At 64.9% G+C, this 16,388-nt stretch carries 15 protein-coding genes and 1 pseudogene; 9 read left to right on the forward strand and 7 right to left on the reverse strand.

Annotation, left to right across the window (positions count from 1 at the left end):
- Window positions 1-43: 43 nt before the first annotated feature.
- The 3 genes and pseudogenes from YU3_RS37185 to YU3_RS42265 form a co-directional block, all read right to left on the reverse strand.
- Window positions 44-753: pseudogene (locus YU3_RS37185) on the reverse strand (SMC-Scp complex subunit ScpB).
- 2 nt (window positions 754-755) lie between these two features.
- Window positions 756-1,286: a DUF1403 family protein gene (locus YU3_RS37190; protein WP_348631183.1), complete on the reverse strand. Its 531-nt coding sequence runs from the start codon at window positions 1,284-1,286 to the stop codon at window positions 756-758.
- Window positions 1,217-1,414, reverse strand: a complete 198-nt coding sequence (locus tag YU3_RS42265) for a hypothetical protein (protein WP_027168334.1) — start codon at window positions 1,412-1,414, stop codon at window positions 1,217-1,219. Before YU3_RS42265 ends, YU3_RS37190 begins: the two co-directional genes overlap by 70 nt.
- A gap of 661 nt (window positions 1,415-2,075) precedes the next feature.
- Between YU3_RS42265 and YU3_RS0122415 the strand changes: the two genes are divergently transcribed.
- From YU3_RS0122415 to YU3_RS38755, 9 genes are all read left to right on the forward strand, one after another.
- Window positions 2,076-3,278, forward strand: coding sequence for a cytochrome P450 (locus tag YU3_RS0122415; RefSeq protein WP_027168335.1), 1,203 nt, complete (start codon window positions 2,076-2,078; stop codon window positions 3,276-3,278).
- 94 nt (window positions 3,279-3,372) lie between these two features.
- Window positions 3,373-4,971: a cytochrome P450 gene (locus tag YU3_RS0122420; protein ID WP_027168336.1), complete on the forward strand. Its 1,599-nt coding sequence runs from the start codon at window positions 3,373-3,375 to the stop codon at window positions 4,969-4,971.
- The gene (locus YU3_RS0122425) at window positions 4,958-5,794 is read left to right on the forward strand and encodes an SDR family oxidoreductase (protein WP_027168337.1); all 837 of its coding nucleotides are present in this window, start codon (window positions 4,958-4,960) and stop codon (window positions 5,792-5,794) included. Before YU3_RS0122420 ends, YU3_RS0122425 begins: the two co-directional genes overlap by 14 nt.
- Window positions 5,794-7,137, forward strand: a complete 1,344-nt coding sequence (locus YU3_RS0122430; RefSeq protein WP_027168338.1) for a cytochrome P450 — start codon at window positions 5,794-5,796, stop codon at window positions 7,135-7,137. The genes YU3_RS0122425 and YU3_RS0122430 overlap by 1 nt, the downstream gene beginning before the upstream one ends.
- Window positions 7,138-7,291: 154 nt before the next feature.
- Window positions 7,292-8,290: a polyprenyl synthetase family protein gene (locus YU3_RS0122435; RefSeq protein WP_027168339.1), complete on the forward strand. Its 999-nt coding sequence runs from the start codon at window positions 7,292-7,294 to the stop codon at window positions 8,288-8,290.
- 207 nt (window positions 8,291-8,497) lie between these two features.
- Window positions 8,498-10,048 carry a hypothetical protein gene (locus YU3_RS0122440; RefSeq protein ID WP_027168340.1) on the forward strand — a complete coding sequence of 517 codons (1,551 nt, stop codon included), beginning with the start codon at window positions 8,498-8,500 and terminating at the stop codon, window positions 10,046-10,048.
- On the forward strand, window positions 10,045-10,932 hold the full coding sequence (locus YU3_RS0122445) for a hypothetical protein (RefSeq protein WP_027168341.1): 888 nt from the start codon (window positions 10,045-10,047) through the stop codon (window positions 10,930-10,932). The genes YU3_RS0122440 and YU3_RS0122445 overlap by 4 nt, the downstream gene beginning before the upstream one ends.
- A 115-nt stretch (window positions 10,933-11,047) precedes the next feature.
- Complete coding sequence (gene fni, locus YU3_RS0122450) at window positions 11,048-12,070, forward strand: type 2 isopentenyl-diphosphate Delta-isomerase (protein WP_036259257.1); 1,023 nt, start codon at window positions 11,048-11,050, stop codon at window positions 12,068-12,070.
- A gap of 225 nt (window positions 12,071-12,295) precedes the next feature.
- The gene (locus YU3_RS38755) at window positions 12,296-12,511 is read left to right on the forward strand and encodes a hypothetical protein (protein ID WP_027168343.1); all 216 of its coding nucleotides are present in this window, start codon (window positions 12,296-12,298) and stop codon (window positions 12,509-12,511) included.
- 338 nt (window positions 12,512-12,849) lie between these two features.
- Here the strand turns inward: YU3_RS38755 and YU3_RS40735 are convergent, their stop codons facing one another.
- The 4 genes from YU3_RS40735 to hemN form a co-directional block, all read right to left on the reverse strand.
- Window positions 12,850-13,368, reverse strand: a complete 519-nt coding sequence (locus tag YU3_RS40735) for a hypothetical protein (RefSeq protein ID WP_027168344.1) — start codon at window positions 13,366-13,368, stop codon at window positions 12,850-12,852.
- Between the two features lies 1 nt (window position 13,369).
- Window positions 13,370-13,780 (reverse strand): helix-turn-helix transcriptional regulator, encoded by a 411-nt coding sequence (locus YU3_RS0122465; protein ID WP_027168345.1) that lies wholly within the window; start codon window positions 13,778-13,780, stop codon window positions 13,370-13,372.
- Window positions 13,780-14,253 (reverse strand): hypothetical protein, encoded by a 474-nt coding sequence (locus tag YU3_RS0122470; protein WP_156913564.1) that lies wholly within the window; start codon window positions 14,251-14,253, stop codon window positions 13,780-13,782. Before YU3_RS0122470 ends, YU3_RS0122465 begins: the two co-directional genes overlap by 1 nt.
- Window positions 14,254-14,996: 743 nt before the next feature.
- Window positions 14,997-16,316: an oxygen-independent coproporphyrinogen III oxidase gene (gene hemN, locus YU3_RS0122480; RefSeq protein ID WP_027168347.1), complete on the reverse strand. Its 1,320-nt coding sequence runs from the start codon at window positions 16,314-16,316 to the stop codon at window positions 14,997-14,999.
- Window positions 16,317-16,388 lie beyond the last annotated feature (72 nt).

The raw sequence follows: 16,388 nt of genomic DNA on the forward strand, positions 1-16,388 counted from the left end.
TCAATGACAGCCTTTCAGGCTTCCCCGACCCATTTTTGGTTGATTAAAAGGCGGGCCTCTTGTCCTCAGTCTCGGCAGCTTCTCCTTGGCTACCGAAAAACTCGGTCATGATGTCGCCGGCCAGCAGCCTTTCTTTCGATGGCAGCCCGGCGTCCTCCATCCCCTCAAAATCCGGCAGCTGGCGCAGCGTGTCGAGCCCAAACTGCGACAGGAAGTTTTTGGTCGTCACATAGGTGCAAGGCGCGCCCGGCTACGGGCTGCGCGGCCCCGAAGCGATCAGCTCCTGCGCGCGCAGCACACCGATCAGGTCGCGCGACACCTCCTTGCCGAAGAAGGACGACCGCTCGCCACGCGTGATCGGCTGGAAATAGGCGATGCACATCAGAACGAGCGCCTTCGACTGCGACAGTTTTTTTGTCCCCTGCCCCGCAGCCGTCCCGAATGCTGCGTGGATGATGTCGCCAAAGGCTTTTTTCGTGCCGTGCTGCCAGCCACCGGCGACCGCGACCAGCTCATAGGGCCGGCCGGCGAGCTCGGCGTCGGAAGTCGTCGATCATCAGGTAAAGATTGCAGTTTTTTGCCGACCACCCGCGCCAGCACCTCGCGCGGCACCGGCTCGCTGGCTGCAAAGATCACCGCTTCGACGCGGCTCATCCACTCGCGCCAGCGCAGGTCAAGCGGCAGGTGATCGAGTTCGGTGTCAAGCAAGGCCGGCTGGGTGTTCGGCTTGCGGCGGGCGGACGATTCGCTCATCGCTAAAGTCCAAAAAGCCGGAAGCTGGGGCGGCCCGACAGCTCGCGCACGGCATCCAATCGCTGCAGCCGGTCGAACAGGCGCCGCGCCGCGAAACGCGACAAATTTCTGGTCGTCAACGAGCCCGAGACGGCGTCTTCGTTGAGCAGCAGAAAGATTACGTCGCCGGCGCCCTTGGCGCGCAGTTTCGGCGCCACCGCCAGCAGCTTTTCTGCGCGGCGCGACAGCTCGGCGGCCAGCCGGCATGCCTGCGCCATAAGCAGCGGCAACGGCCCCGGCCAGCGCAGGCTTTGCGCCAGCACCAAGTCGGCAAGCCACCAGGCGAAAAGCTCGGCATCAGGCCGCAGGGCGACGACGTAGGCGGCGATCGCCGCAGCGGCGAATGGTGCCGGCCGTGGCGACCGCGCTACGTTTTCGATCTCCGTGCAGAGATCGGCGAGCGCCGCGCCGTCCCATTGGAAGCCTAGCTGGTCGACGATTTTTGGAGCCGATCGGCGCTGGCGGCGGGCGGCTGCACGGCCAGTTGCCGCCAGGCGCCAAAGACAGCGCCGGCACGGAAGGCGGCGTCGGCATCGTTGAGCGCCGCACCTCCGACGAGCGCCCAGGTCGGAACGGTCGGCGGCGCGGCGGGACTGGCGGTCGCGGGATCGAGGCGAATCATGGTTCTGGAGGGTAAAGCGCGCGTGCGCTTTGTGCCATCGGTTTCGCGCCAAAACGCACATCCTGTCGGCGGCACGAAACGAATGATAATTGCAATATCAGTCGCTTCAACCTTCCGCGATTCCCTCTGGCGGTCGCGCGATCTGCTGATGGAGCGCAGTAGGCGATCAAGACCCAGCGCGGCAGGAATTCACAATTCGCTCCGAACGTGTTCCGCGTTGTCCGATGTTCGACACGATGTTGGACATCGGCACCGCGATCGCGGTGCTAACATATTGTTTGGAATGGTTCTCCGTTTGGCACGGTAGATGCTGCGTCATCCGCAAACCCGTCAGGAACGAAGGAGACATCGTACCATGATCACTCTTGCCGAAAATGTAGTCGCCGAAGTGCTGACCGGTCAGGCGGCGGATCGCGTGGACACTAGCGCCGGGGAAGTTTGTCTCGCGGTGCGCCGGAATTAACAGCACGCCTCATAGTGTTCTGCCTCCATCACGCCCTCGATTTTACGCCTTTTCGCGAGCTGGGGTGCCGAGCCGATCGGCGTGATCCAGCCTGCCAGCCCTTTTGCGAGCCCCTACGGTCACCAGACATCTTTCGCTGCCCGCAGCGTCTGCCGGTCACCTTCCGCCCTCCATCGCTTAGAGAGTGAAGTGCCACCAATGTCCGAACATGCCTTGCCGACGCTGCCGATGTGGCGCGTCAATCATATCGAGCCCTCGCCCGAGATGTTGGCGCTACGCGCCAACGGTCCGATCCACCGCGTGCGCTTCCCATCTGGGCACGAAGGCTGGTGGGTGACGGGCTACGACGAGGCCAAGGCGGTGCTGTCCGATGCGGTGTTCCGGCCCGCGGGAATGCCGCCGGCGGCATTCACCCCGGATTCGGTGATTCTCGGTTCGCCGGGGTGGCTGGTCTCGCACGAGGGGGGCGAGCATGCCCGGTTACGCACGATCGTGGCGCTGGCCTTCACCAACGACAGGGTGAAGCTGCTCGCGCAGCAGGTCGAGGCGATCGCCGCGCAGTTGTTCGAGACGCTTGCGGCCCAGCCCCAACCCGCCGACCTGCGGCGCCACCTCTCCTTTCCGCTTCCGGCCATGGTCATCAGCATGCTGATTGGCGTGCTCTATGAGGATCACGCCTTTTTCGCCGGGCTGTCCGACGAGGTGATGACGCACCAGCATGAAAGCGGCCCCCGTAGCGCGTCGCGCTTGGCTTGGGAAGAACTGCGCGCCTACATTCGCGACAAGATGCGGGACAAGCGTCAGGATCCGGGCGACAACCTGCTCACGGATTTGCTCGCCGCGGTTGACCAGGGGAAGGCGTCCGAGGAAGAGGCGATCGGCCTAGCGGCGGGCATACTGGTGGCGGGGCACGAGAGCACGGTCGCGCAGATCGAATTCGGCCTGCTGGCCATGTTCGGCCATCCGCAACAGCGCGAACGCCTCATCGGCGATCCATCCCTGGTGGACAAGGCGGTGGAGGAAATCCTGCGCATGTACCCGCCGGGCGCGGGCTGGGACGGCATCATGCGCTATCCGAGGACCGACGTGACCATCGCGGGCGTGCATATTCCCGCGGAGAGCAAAGTGCTGGTCGGCCTGCCGGCGACGTCGTTCGATCCGCGCCATTTCGACGACCCGGAAATCTTCGACATCGGACGCGACGAAAACCCGCACCTGACGTTCTCCTACGGGCCGCATTACTGCATCGGCCTGGCGCTGGCGAGGCTGGAACTTAAGGTGGTGTTCGGTTCGATCTTCCAGCGCTTTCCCGCGCTGCGCCTGGCCGTGGCACCCGAAGAACTGATGTTGCGCAAGGAGATCATCACGGGCGGGTTCGAGGAGCTCCCGGTGCTCTGGTGATGCGCGGACGCCGCCGGGGATCGCGATCTTCTCCGCAATTTGCCGGCGCGCCTGGCGCGTGCCGGTCAGATCAGCCAGCCAACAGGTAACCAGGATGGACGTGCAAGAAACCACGGCAGCATGCCGGGACGCCTTCGCCGAACTGGCGTCGCCCGCGTGCATCCACGACCCGTATCCGTTCATGCGGTGGTTGCGCGAGCACGATCCGGTACATCGTTCCGCGTCGGGCCTCTTTCTGTTGAGCCGACACGCCGACATTTCCTGGGCGCTCAAGGCCACGGGCGATGCGTTTCGAGGACCGGCGCCGGGCGAACTGGCGCGCTATTTCCCGCGTGGGGCGACCAGCCTGTCGCTCAATCTGCTGGCGTCCACGCTAGCGATGAAGGACGCACCGACGCATACGCGTCTGCGCCGGCTGATCTCGCGCGATTTCACCATGCGCCAGATTGACAACCTGCGGCCGAGCATCGCGCGCATCATCGCTGCGCGCCTGGACGGCATGGCGCCCGCGCTGGAACGCGGGGAGGCGGTGGACCTGAACCGGGAATTCGCGCTGGCCTTGCCCATGCTGGTCTTCGCCGAACTGCTCGGCATGCCCCAAGACGACATGTTCGGGCTCGCCGCCGGCATCGGTGCCATTCTGGAAGGCCTGAGCCCGCACGCCAGCGATCCCCAGCTCGCCGCGGCGGACGCGGCCAGCGCGACGGCCCAAGCCTACCTCGGCGACCTCATGCAGCGCAAACGCACCGATCCCCGACACGACATCGTGTCGATGCTGGTCGGCGCACACGACGACGATGCCGACATGCTGTCGGATGCGGAGTTGGTCAGCATGCTATGGGGCATGCTGCTGGGCGGCTTCGCCACCACTGCTGCGACCATCAACCATGCGGTCCTGGCGATGCTGGCGTATCCCGAACAGCGGCACTGGCTGCAGGGAGACGCCGCGGGGGTGGAGGCATTCGTCGAAGAAGTCCTGCGCTGCGACGCGCCCGCCATGTTCAGCTCCATTCCGCGTATCGCCCAGCGCGACATCGAACTGGGCGGCGTGGTGATCCCGAAGAACGCGGACGTGCGCGTGCTGATCGCGGCCGGCAATCGCGACCCGGATGCCTTCGCCGACCCCGACCGCTTCGATCCCGCGCGGTTCTACGGCACCAGTCCTGGCATGTCGATCGACGGGAAGATCATGCTGAGCTTCGGCCACGGCATCCACTTCTGCCTCGGTGCGCAACTGGCCCGGGTGCAGTTGGCCGAGAGCCTGCCGCGGATCCAGGCGCGTTTCCCCACGCTGGCATTGGCCGAGCAGCCAACCCGGGAGCCCTCCGCGTTCCTTAGGACGTTCCGCGCGCTCCCAGTGCGGCTGCGTGCGCAAGGTGGGGCTGAGATGCGCGTTGTGGTCGACCAGGATCTGTGCGGAACCACTGGGCAGTGCGTGCTGACGCTACCGGGGACCTTTCGCCAGCGCGAACCGGATGGCGTGGCCGAAGTGTGCGTGGCGACGGTCCCGCAGGCGCTGCACGCCACCGTGCGGCTCGCGGCCAGCCAGTGCCCGGTCGCCGCCATTCGGGTCATTGAAAACGCTGGCGATGACGAGCGCGCCAGCGCCGACCTTACGTCTTCTCCGGTGGAGGCCGAGCGGCATGCCGCGAAAGACCAACGCAATCCAGAAGGACACGATGGGACGGTTTGAAGGCAAGGTGGCCGTGGTGACCGGCGCCGGCGCCGGCATTGGCAAGGCATGCGCCCTCGCCATCGCGCGCGAGGGCGGCAGAGTGGTGGTGGCCGACATTGATGGCTCGGCGGCCATCGCCTGCACGGCGCAGATCGCCGCCGAAGCGGGCCACGCGCTGGCCCTGGCCATGGACATCGCCGATGCGCAAGCGGTGGCAGCGCTGCTCGAGGCGACGGAGCGGCACTTCGGTGGGGTCGATCTTTTGGTGAACAACGCGAGCGCCATGCATCTGACCCCGCGCGACGGCGCGATCCTCGAGCTGGACCTGGCGGTCTGGGACCAGACCATGGCGACCAATCTGCGCGGCACGCTGCTCTGCTGCCGCCAGGCCATCCCACGGATGATCGCCCGCGGCGGTGGCGCGATCGTCAACATGTCGTCGTGTCAGGGGCTCAGCGGTGACACCGCGCAGACGTCCTATGCTGCGTCAAAGGCGGCGATGAACATGCTTTCGGCCTCGCTCGCTACCCAGTACGGTCATGCGCAGATCCGCTGCAATGCGGTTGCGCCGGGTCTCATCATGACCGAGCGTCTCCTCGCCAAGCTGGACGAGTGCATGCAACGGCATCTGCGCCGGCACCAGCTCCTGCCGCGCGTCGGCCGCCCTGAGGACGTCGCCGCGCTAGTGGCGTTCCTGCTCTCCGACGATGCTGCGTTCATCACCGGCCAGGTCATGTGCATCGACGGCGGCATGCTGGCGCATGTGCCGACCTACGCCGACGGTGGCAATATCCGCGCCGCGCGGGCTGCCGGCGACACCGCCGAAGCGGCGCGCTGCTGATGGACATGCTGCTCAACCCGCTGAACCGTGGACACCGGCTGCGGTACGACATCCCGGTCGTGCCCGGCGCTTTTCCCCTGGTCGGCCATCTTCCGGCCATCGTCTGCGACCTGCCGCGCCTGCTGCAGCGCGCGGAACAGACGCTGGGCAGCCACTTCTGGCTGGATTTCGGCCCTGCCGGACACATGATGACCTGCTTGGATCCGGATGCGTTCGCACTGCTCCGGCACAAGGACGTGTCCTCGGCGCTGATGGAAGAGATAGCGCCCGAATTGCTTGGCGGAACGTTGGTTGCCCAGGACGGCGGCGCGCACCGGCAGGCGCGCGATCCGATCAAGGCGGCATTCCTGCCCAAGGGGCTGACCCAGGCCGGCATCGGCGACCTGTTCGCGCCCCTCATCCGGGCGCGGGTGCAGGCGTGGCGCGACCGCGGCGACATAACCATCCTGCGCGAAACCGGCGACCTGATGCTCAAGCTGATCTTCAGCCTCATGGGAATCCCGGCGCAAGACCTTCCGGGATGGTATCGCAAGTACCGGCAACTGCTGCAGTTGATCGTCGCGCCCCGGGTCGACCTGCCCGGACTGCGCTTGCGGCGGGGCCGCGCCGCCCGCGACTGGATCGACGCCCACTTGCGCCAGTTCATCCGCGACGCGCGCGCGCATGCGGCGCGCACCGGGTTGATCAACGACATGGTGAGCGCCTTCGATCGCAGCGACGATGCGCTCTCCGATGACGTCCTCGTCGCCAATATCCGCTTGCTGCTGCTTGGCGGTCACGACACCACGGCCTCGACAATGGCTTGGATCGTGATTGAGCTGGCGCGGCAGCCTGTGCTGTGGGACGCCCTGGTCGAGGAGGCGCAACGCGTGGGCGCGGTGCCGACCCGGCACGCGGACCTGGCACAGTGTCCGGTCGCGGAGGCGCTGTTCCGCGAGACGCTGCGCATGCATCCGGCGACCACGCTCCTGCCGCGCCGCACGCTGCAGGAATTGCAACTCGGCCAACGGCGCATTCCCGCGGGCACCCATCTGTGCATCCCGCTGCTGCATTTCTCGACCTCGGCGCTGCTGCATGAGGCGCCTGATCAGTTCCGCCTGGCGCGGTGGCTGCAACGCACGGAGCCGATCCGGCCGGTGGACATGCTGCAGTTCGGTACCGGCCCACACGTCTGCATCGGCTACCACCTGGTATGGCTGGAAATGGTGCAGTTCTGCATCGCCTTGGCGCTGACCATGCACAAGGCCGGGGTGCGGCCGCGGTTGCTGAGTGACGTCGAAAAAGGCCGGCGCTACTACCCGACCGCACATCCGTCCATGACAATCCGCATCCGATTCTCATGAGCTGGCATGGCATCCCCTATGTGGCGAGGCAGCGGCGCCGGCGACGCGCGGCGTTGCTGCACTCGCCGCGCGCGCTCGCTGAGACACCGGCAACACCGCGGCGGCCCTCCACACGCCGTGGCAATCTCCCGTCAGGCACAAGGACATAAACAACATGCTGACCGGTTCCACGCTACACGACGACAGAACTGGCGTTTCCGCCCTCGGAGGATTGGGCGCGCAGGCGCGCGGCGCATCCGACGGGCTGCTGCCGGAGATCTGGATGAAGGACGGCGCAACGCGGGTCGAACAGGCGCTGGCGCGTCTTCTCTGCGCCGAAGACGACGGTGAGACCGAGCTAGTGGCGGCGATGCGCTACGCCACCTTGCATGGCGGGAAGCGCACCCGCGCCTTGCTCTGTCTGGCTGCTGGCGCATTGACTGACACGCCGGTCCACATGCTCGACGACATCGGCGCCGCAATCGAGATGATGCACGCCTGTACCCTGGTCCACGACGACCTGCCCGCGATGGACGACGACGTGCTTCGCCGCGGCCTTCCGACCGTGCACGCAAAGTTCGGCGAAGCCACTGCGATCCTGGTCGGCGATGCGCTGCAGGCGCACGCCTTCCTGACCCTGGCGAGCATGGATGCGCCGGGCGAAAACCGTATCGCGCTCGTGCGCGAATTGGCGCAGGCGGTGTCCGCCGAGGGTGCCGCAGGCGGGCAGGCGATGGATCTGTCGCTGGTCGGAAAGCACGTCGAACTGGACAGGATCGTGGCGATGCACCGGATGAAGACCGGAGCGCTAGTGGGCGCGTCCGTTCGCATGGGTGCGCTATGCGCCATCGCGGAGGATGCCGCGCACGCGGCGCTGTATCGTGCGCTCGATCGCTACGGCGCCTGTTTCGGCCTGGCGTTGCAGGTGCTCGACGACATTCTCGACGCGACAGCGGATACCGCGACGCTGGGAAAGACCCCCGGCAAGGACGCGGCGGCGCAGAAGCCGACCTGCGCGTCGATCATGGGGCCGCAGGCGGCGCGCCAGTTCGCGCTGGATCTGTTGCGCGACGCCGGGGAGGCCATCGCCCCGCTGGGGCCGCGTGCCGAACGTTTGGCGCAGATGCTGAAGCGGGCCAACGCCTATCTGTTCAAGCACGCGCCATCTGCATGAGCGCGCCCGTCCGCAGGGAGCCGCGCTTGGGCCGCTGTGATCGGCCGGCGGCAGCGGTGCATCTCGCACTGTGTCCGAGTCCGCGGCACCAGATTGCAGCAGTGGCCAGCACGGCCGCGGCGCAAGCGGCGCGCTACACCGCAAGCCTATCCGGCGGACCGGCGTCTGCCCGACCCTGCTCAACCGTCTGCAGAAGGAACGTCCCGCGTGAACGCGCTGCTCGAACAGATCCTTTCCGAATTGCGCCACCTGCTGAGCGAGATGAACGACGGCGGCAGCGTCGGTCCGTCGGTCTACGACACGGCGCGAGCTCTGCAGTTCCGCGGCAACGTCACCGGTCGGCAGGATGCATACGCGTGGCTCATCGCGCAGCAACAGGCCGATGGCGGATGGGGAAGCGCGGACTTCCCGCTGTTCCGCCATGCACCCACGTGGGCGGCGTTGCTGGCATTGCAGCGTGCCGATCCTCTTCCCGGCGCTGCCGACGCAGTCCAGGCTGCAAGCCGATTCCTCGAGCGTCAGCCCGATCCCTACGCGCATGCGGTACCGGAAGACGCGCCGATCGGCGCGGAGCTGATCCTGCCGCAGTTGTGCGGCGAGGCCGCATCCTTGCCGGGCGGCGAGGCGTTTCCGCGCCACCCGGCGCTATTGCCGCTGCGGCAGGCCTGTATGGCCAAGCTAGGAGCGGTGGCGACGTTGCCAAGCGGCCATCCGTTGCTGCACTCCTGGGAAGCTTGGGGGACGTCGCCGAGCAGCGCATGCCCGGATGACGACGGCAGCATCGGCATCAGTCCGGCGGCCACCGCCGCGTGGCGTGCGCACGCCGTGACGCAGGGGAGCACGCCGCAGGTCGAGCGCGCCGACGCATATCTGCAGACGGCATCGCGGGCGACGCGCAGCGGCATCGAAGGTGTCGTTCCCAACGTCTGGCCGATTAACGTGTTCGAGCCATGCTGGTCGCTCTACACCCTGCATCTGGCCGGGCTGTTCGCGCATCCCGCGCTCGCCGAGGCGGTGCGCGTGATCGTCGCGCGGCTCGACGCCCGCCTGGGCGTGCGCGGTCTGGGCCCGGCTTTGCACTTCGCGGCCGACGCGGACGACACTGCCGTTGCGTTGTGCGTCCTGCGCCTTGCAGGCCGCGAGCCGGCGGTCGATGCGTTGCGCCATTTCGAAATCGGCGAGCTGTTCGTCACCTTCCCCGGCGAACGCAATGCCTCGGTGTCGACCAACATCCATGCCCTGCATGCGTTGCGACTGTTGGGAAGGCCCGCCGATGGCACCAGCGCCTATGTCGAGGCCAATCGCAACCTGCACGGTATATGGGACAACGAAAAATGGCACGTTTCATGGCTATATCCCACCGCGCACGCGGTCGCTGCGCTTGCGCAAGGCAAGCCCCAGTGGCGCGACGAGCGCGCGCTGGCGGCACTGCTGCAGGCGCAGCGCGAGGACGGCGGCTGGGGCGCGGGTCGCGCGGCCACATTCGAGGAAACCGCCTATGCGCTGTTCGCGTTGCACGTGATGGACGGAGGCGAAGAGCCGACAGGGCGCCGGCGCATCGCGCAGGCGGTGGCGCGTGCGCTGAAGTGGATGCTCGCCCACCATGCGGCGCATGCATTGCCGCAGAGGCCGCTGTGGATCGGCAAGGGACTGTATTGCCCCACCCGGGTCGTGCGCGTGGCCGAACTCGCCGGGTTGTGGCTGGCGCTTGGTTGGGGGCGGCACGTCCTGGCCGAGGGAGCAGGAGCGGCGCCATGATCCAGACCGAACGCGCGCTGCAGCAGGTGCTGGAGTGGGGGCATTCCCTGACCGGGTTCGCCGACGAGCATGCCGTGGAAGCGGTCAGGGGCGGCCAGTACATCCTACAGCGCATCCACCCGGGCTTGTGCGACACCAGCGCCCGCACCGGCCGCGATCCGCAGGACGAAACGCTGATCATAGCGTTCTATCGCGAACTGGCGCTGCTGTTCTGGCTTGACGATTGCAACGACCGTGGCCTGATCGCGCCGGAGCAGCTCGCCGCGGTGGAGCAGGCGCTGGGACAGGGCGTGCCGTGCGCGCTCCCCGGATTCGAGGGCTGCGCTGTGCTGGGCGCTTCGCTAGCCGCGCTCGCATACGATCGTCGCGACTACGCTCAGCTTCTCGACGATACCCGGCGCTACTGCGCGGCGCTGCGCGCAGGACACGCGCAGGCGGCAGGAGCGGAACGCTGGTCCTACGCCGAGTACCTGCACAACGGCATCGATTCGATCGCCTACGCGAACGTGTTCTGTTGCCTGTCGTTGCTGTGGGGGCTGGATATGGCGACCTTGCGTGTGCGCCCAGCGTTTCGCCAGGTCCTGCGGCTCATCTGTGCGATAGGGCGCCTGCAGAACGATCTGCATGGACGCGACAAGGACAGGTCGGCCGGCGAGGCCGACAACGCGGCGATGCTGCTGCTGCAGCGCTATCCGGCTATGCCTGCGGTGGAATTCCTCAACGACGAGCTGGCCGGACATACGCGCATGCTGCACCGGGTGATGGCGGAAGAACGCTTTCCCGGGCCGTGGGGACCGTTGATCGAGGCCATGACGGTCATCCGCGCGCAGTTCTACCAGACCTCGACCAGCCGCTACCGCAGCGACGCTGCGGGGGGTGGCTAGCGTGCGCCGGCCTAAGCGCGCGGGAGGGGGCGGCGTACGCGTGCTGCCGTCGGTCCGGTCCGACGCAACGCCGTCGCCCGATGCGACGGATGAAGCGAGCAAGAGCGATACCGCCCTGAGCCGGCGCAAGGACGACCATCTGGATATCGTGCTGGATCGGCGAACGGCGCCGGCCACGGTCGCCGCCGGCTGGGAGTACATCCGTTTCGAACACTGCGCATTGCCCGAGTTGGACCTGATGCAGATCGATCTGCGCGCCTCGCTGCTGGGCAAGACGATGCGCGCGCCGCTACTGATCAGCTCCATGACCGGCGGCATGCCACGCGCCGAGGCCATCAACCGGCATCTGAGCGAGGCAGCGCAAGCCCTGGGGATCGCCATGTGCGTCGGTTCGCAGCGCGTGAGCCTGCAATCCCGCAACTCCCAGGGGCTGACGCGCGCGTTGCGCCGCCTGGCCCCAGACATTCCCTTGCTGGCCAATATCGGCGCCGCGCAACTGCGCGAGGCTAGTGGCCTGGACCTGGCGCGCCGGGCGGTGGATGCGCTGGAGGCCGACGGACTCATCGTCCATCTCAATCCGCTGCAGGAAGCGGGGCAGCCGGAGGGCGACCGCGACTGGCGCGGCGTCATGGCGCAGATCGCTCGCGCCGCGCACAGTGTGGGCGTGCCGATCGTGGCCAAGGAAGTCGGGGCCGGCCTGTCCGCCTCGGTGGCCTGTGCGCTCGTCGAGGCGGGCGTGGGGGTGATCGATGTCGCCGGCGCTGGCGGCACCAGTTGGGCCGCGGTAGAGGCCGAGCGCGCCCGCGATGCCGCCGACCGTGCAGTGGCTATGGCGTTCGCCGATTGGGGAATTCCGACCGCGGCCAGCGTGCAGGCGGTCCGTCGGGCGCTGCCAACGGTGAAGCTGATCGCGTCGGGCGGGATTCGCGACGGCGTCGACGTGGCCAAGGCCATCCGCCTGGGCGCTGACCTCGCCGGGCAGGCGGCGGGCGTGCTGCGCGCGGCGACGGTGTCCACCGAGGCGGTTGTCGAGCATTTCGAGATCGTCATCCGCCAGTTGGCAGTCGCCTGCTTCTGCACCGGTTCGGCCGATCTGGCGGCGTTACGTCAGGCGCGCTTGTTGCCCTCGGCGCATTGATGCCGGCGTCGCCCGCACGTGGCGGAGACCGGTAATCATTCCGGGTTATGCGGCGGCCTGCAGGAGGGAAGGTTTGGGGCTGAACAAAGGGGGGCACGTTCGGCTCGGGCTGTCGTAACGGTGCTCGCATGCGATCGGGAAGCTTACCGTTCAGTTCAGCGGTGCGGACTTGCATCGACATATGGGCGCCGTGTAGCGACTAACGCATTTGTTGCTTCTTGACCATTGCCGCTGCCGTCGCACAAGCTGCGCGAAGCCCTGTTTGCTGAAACCAAGAACGAAATGCTTGAAGGCGAGATCGAGATTGACGGCGCGTACTTCCCCGGCGTGGTGCGCCCTATGAACCGCGTAGAGGACCGCAAGGACCGTCGCACGAAGGAAAACCGTCAGACCGCCGTCGCGTCGTCATCGCTCTGCGTGAGCGCGCTGGCCGCGCCTTGACGTTCATTCGTCATCGTGAAGCCGAAGGCGTCGAGATTGCCCGCGCCCGCATGCTGGCCGGCTCCAAGCTGTTCGCGGACGAAGGCAACCCGTTGGGACGTGCTGGAGGCCGATTACGCTTCGACCGCATCAACCACTCGGAAGCTACAGCGACGGCACGCATACCAACATGGTGGAAAGCTATTTCAGCCGCCTGCGCCGCCGGGTCGTCGGCCAGCACCATCACGTCTCGCACAAGTACCTCTACCAGTACGCCAACCATGCCGCTTGGCTTGAAGATCACCGTCGCCGGTCAAATGGCGGCAACGCCTTCGCCATCCTTGGCGGTGCGCATCCTGTCAGCCGCGTTTGGGCGGGGTATTGGCAGCGGACTGCAAGTTAGAAGCACGCGGTCTAGCAGGTTCCTTATGCACGGGGAGTGGCGGCAAACCCGTGGTTGCAGCCCAATCGAGATTGGCAAAAAGGCTGCGGAAATAGGGATAGCAAGCAAACGGCGCAACCCGATCCAGGAATGCCACCACGGCCTCCTCATTCAAATCAATCAAATTGCCGTAGGTGACCAGATATTCTGCTTCACAGTAGAGGGTTCGTTTGCGACCGTTCTTGGCCTCAACCTTCAAGGACAGAAAGGCCATTCCGACCTCATCGTCTCGCAGATATTCCCTGGTGCCTTTGTCAATTGTATAAGAAAGGTTCCTGTGGTCTTCATCCGCAAAAAATTCAGGTTTTACGCTAAATTTCACGCTCGTCATCTGAACTGCGTTCAGCTGCGCTAGCTCAACTACGTCCCCGTATTTTTCGAGGCGATCACGCTTCCGAGCGACCTTCTCATCCACGGCTGAAACTTTGTTCGCCATACTAAGCTGCTACGTATTCGAGACATTCGGCATAATTTTCGTTCGCAGGGCCGGTACTCCTGCCCCACGCGCGGGTCGCTTCACGAACTTGGCATGCCATCATGGCAAAACCTCGGTCGCTCCCCGATTTCCCAGCCATAACAGGTCGCTTGATTTCCGACTTTTTGACCGGACAATAGTCGGTCTTGAGGTCGAGGACCGAAAGGGCGCGGCCGACCAATTTGATCGTCGGATTCGCCTCCGAAGAAAGAAGCTGGCTGACTCTCGCACGGGTTACCCCGAGCCGTCCGGCAAGTTCAACTTGCGAAATGCCCTTCTCTTTCATCGCATCCAACAGAGCAAACTGAAAGTCCATCAATGCGTTCTCTTCGACGCCAATGAAACCCATTGCGGTTTTGCTCTCTTTTTTCATTAATTTATTTCCTCTGCTATCGCAGCCGCGTTTTTCAGTTTAGTCTGGTCGGCTTTGTTCTGCTTTTTGTAAGGATCACAGGCCGTTCCAACAAAGCACCGCTTCCCACGGAATTGCTTGACCACGCCGTAGATGCGGAACTTCCAAGACTTAAATTCATAAACCTGCGCCTCGTTCCCCTTCGGACCAAAACGCCCAACCGGCTTAAACATCTGGTCGCCAAGCGGCTGATCTGAGGCGTATCTTTCAAAATAGCGGGGAAGTTGCGTGGCGGAGACGATACTTTTCTCATCTTTTCGCGCCAGCAGGGCTTCATATTCCTCTCGGGCTTCACCGAACAGCCACACATCGGCATAATCTCCGCAAGCGACCAGAATCCCGCCGCTTGTTTCAGGCACGACTGCGCGGGTCGGCTTTGTCGGCCTTGCCGGCGGCGTGCGCTTCTTGCCTCGATCGCGATTTCGTCGATCCATATTTCTCTACAAAAGTTAAGTTATGCCTAAACACGAATCAAGGGGGTAGCGCAACGGCAACAGCCTAACTATTTTGCAATGCGGTCCCCTTTGCAAGCGTGCTTCGTCTCGCCCGCCACCCCTTCGCCGTCTTGATATTGTTCATGAGCGGCTTCTCCAGCGCAGCATCCCATCCCTTTGCCCGTGCAATGCGCGTTGCCGTTTCGCGGTTTGACGCGCTACCTTCTGCCTCATGCTTCAAGATCAGCCGGTAAAGCTCGCCCTTACGGAAGCGGCTTGGCGTGCGCCGTCGCGGCACGATGTCGGATGGATCACCCTTGTAACCTAAATCAGAACCAGCACCGCGTCTATGTGCTGGAGGTCGCCAGCCAAATCAGCCCTCCGTGAAGCGGACCATGCCGGATCTCGGCACGCTTGGTGACAAGTGTGTTGATTGCGTGCTGGTAGCGGGTGGAGCGGACTATCGGGGCAACTCTTGGCATCCCCGGATTCTATGGGCCCCACCCAAAAGGGAGAGCAGGAAGTTGGTGCGTTTGCTACATAAGACCGCGTTTCCATAGTTGACGGTCGCACTGCGGTTCGAACTGATAGGTCATGAGCTGCGAGCTGCGCCCCCAGCTCTTGTCGATCCGAACGTCGCGACGACAAAAGTGGCCGAACTCGTTCTTCCCCTCGACCGTGATCGTCCATTCCACCGCCACTGTCGCGCCTCCGAACAAAACGACGTGGTGGATTGCATAGCCCTAACAATAGGCGTCGAATGAGGCAGCAACAGCACGAACCACAAAACGGTGCTCCTGCCTCACGCGGATGCAACCATTTTCGATGTCTACTATCCCGTCGTTGGCGAGCATCGCCAATCGTCCAGCTGAATTGAGAATAGGGATCGGATCATATCCGAGGGCGGCACAGATTGCCGGCACGTCGGCCTCCAAATCGCACATCAGCCGCTCGATGATTGCGGCTCGGACGCGGTCTTCGTCGGTGAGACGGCAGCCCTTTGACGTTGCCAGGCGGCCAGCTCTGATGTGACGGCTGTAAGAGCTGGTTGCAACTTCGTTCTGCACATAACCATCGCCGAGACGGCCCAAGGCCGACGCGCCGAAGCCTATCAGGGTTTTGCGGGTGTCGGCCGAATAGCCCATGGAGTTACGCCGCAAGCCACCAGCTTCATGCACGAGCGTGAGTTGGTCGTCCGGCAAGGCGAAATGGTCAAGCCCGATCTGACGGTAGCCGGCGGCAACCAGCGTCTCAGCTACAGCCGCTGCCTGTTCCGCGCGGGCAGCGATGTCCGGCAGCGCCGCTTCGTCGATCAGGCGCTGGTTTTTCTGGAACGACGGAATGTGCGAGTAGCCGAACACCGCAAGCCGGTCGGGGCGCATTGCGACCGCCGCCGCCGCGGTCTGGATGCAGGAGTGCACTGTCTGATTGGGAAGGCCGTAGACAAGGTCGAAATTGATGCGGCTCACTCCGTGGCGGCGCAGGTTTTCGACAACAGTTGCGGTCTGCTCCTCACTCTGGAGCCGATTGATCGCTTTTTGAACAATAGGATCGAAGCTCTGCACGCCGAGGCTCGCGCGGGTCACGCCGGCTCCCCCCAGGGCTTCTGCCATGTCGGCCCTGAAGGTGCGCGGGTCGATCTCAATGGCGAGCATCGCCGTCTTGGTGAACGCGAAACGGTGGCGCAGGAGTTCCATTAAAGCGAGGAACTCCGCAGGTCCGATGAGTGTCGGCGTTCCGCCGCCGAAGTGCACGTCGCTCACGGGCAGAGCTTGTGGTGCTTGCTCCGCGACCAATCGGATCTCCTCACGCAGAACCGTCAGATAATCGAGGATCGGGGCATCCCCGCGAGTGCCGGTGGTGGGGAACCCGCAATACCAGCACATTGAGCGGCAGAACGGAATATGGAGATAGAGCGACACAGGCTCGTCAGCCGGCAGGTCCCTCAGCCATTCCTTACAAGCCTCGGCGCCGACCGCAGTGGAGAACTGCGGAGCAGCCGGATAAATCGTGTACCAGGGCGGGCCAGCTTCGGCGTATTTCGTCAGGATTGAGCTCTGCAATGGTCGCTGTTCCTTCCTCAGATCAGCATTATCCTGACCGCTGCGCTCCACGGCGTCTTTGCGCTAGGTCAA

The organism is Mesorhizobium sp. WSM3224, assembly GCF_000427725.1.
GTDB lineage: Bacteria > Pseudomonadota > Alphaproteobacteria > Rhizobiales > Rhizobiaceae > Mesorhizobium.

What these genes read in the sequence shown, in the direction of transcription:
- YU3_RS0122430 (WP_027168338.1), top strand. Translation starts at nt 5,794, where the DNA reads ATGGACATGCTGCTCAACCCGCTGAACCGTGGACACCGGCTGCGGTAC.
- YU3_RS0122425 (WP_027168337.1), top strand. Translation starts at nt 4,958, where the DNA reads ATGGGACGGTTTGAAGGCAAGGTGGCCGTGGTGACCGGCGCCGGCGCC.
- YU3_RS0122445 (WP_027168341.1), top strand. Translation starts at nt 10,045, where the DNA reads ATGATCCAGACCGAACGCGCGCTGCAGCAGGTGCTGGAGTGGGGGCAT.
- YU3_RS0122420 (WP_027168336.1), top strand. Translation starts at nt 3,373, where the DNA reads ATGGACGTGCAAGAAACCACGGCAGCATGCCGGGACGCCTTCGCCGAA.
- YU3_RS0122415 (WP_027168335.1), top strand. Translation starts at nt 2,076, where the DNA reads ATGTCCGAACATGCCTTGCCGACGCTGCCGATGTGGCGCGTCAATCAT.
- YU3_RS0122435 (WP_027168339.1), top strand. Translation starts at nt 7,292, where the DNA reads ATGCTGACCGGTTCCACGCTACACGACGACAGAACTGGCGTTTCCGCC.
- YU3_RS40735 (WP_027168344.1), bottom strand. Translation starts at nt 13,368, where the DNA reads ATGGCGAACAAAGTTTCAGCCGTGGATGAGAAGGTCGCTCGGAAGCGT.
- YU3_RS0122465 (WP_027168345.1), bottom strand. Translation starts at nt 13,780, where the DNA reads ATGAAAAAAGAGAGCAAAACCGCAATGGGTTTCATTGGCGTCGAAGAG.
- YU3_RS42265 (WP_027168334.1), bottom strand. Translation starts at nt 1,414, where the DNA reads ATGATTCGCCTCGATCCCGCGACCGCCAGTCCCGCCGCGCCGCCGACC.
- YU3_RS0122470 (WP_156913564.1), bottom strand. Translation starts at nt 14,253, where the DNA reads ATGGATCGACGAAATCGCGATCGAGGCAAGAAGCGCACGCCGCCGGCA.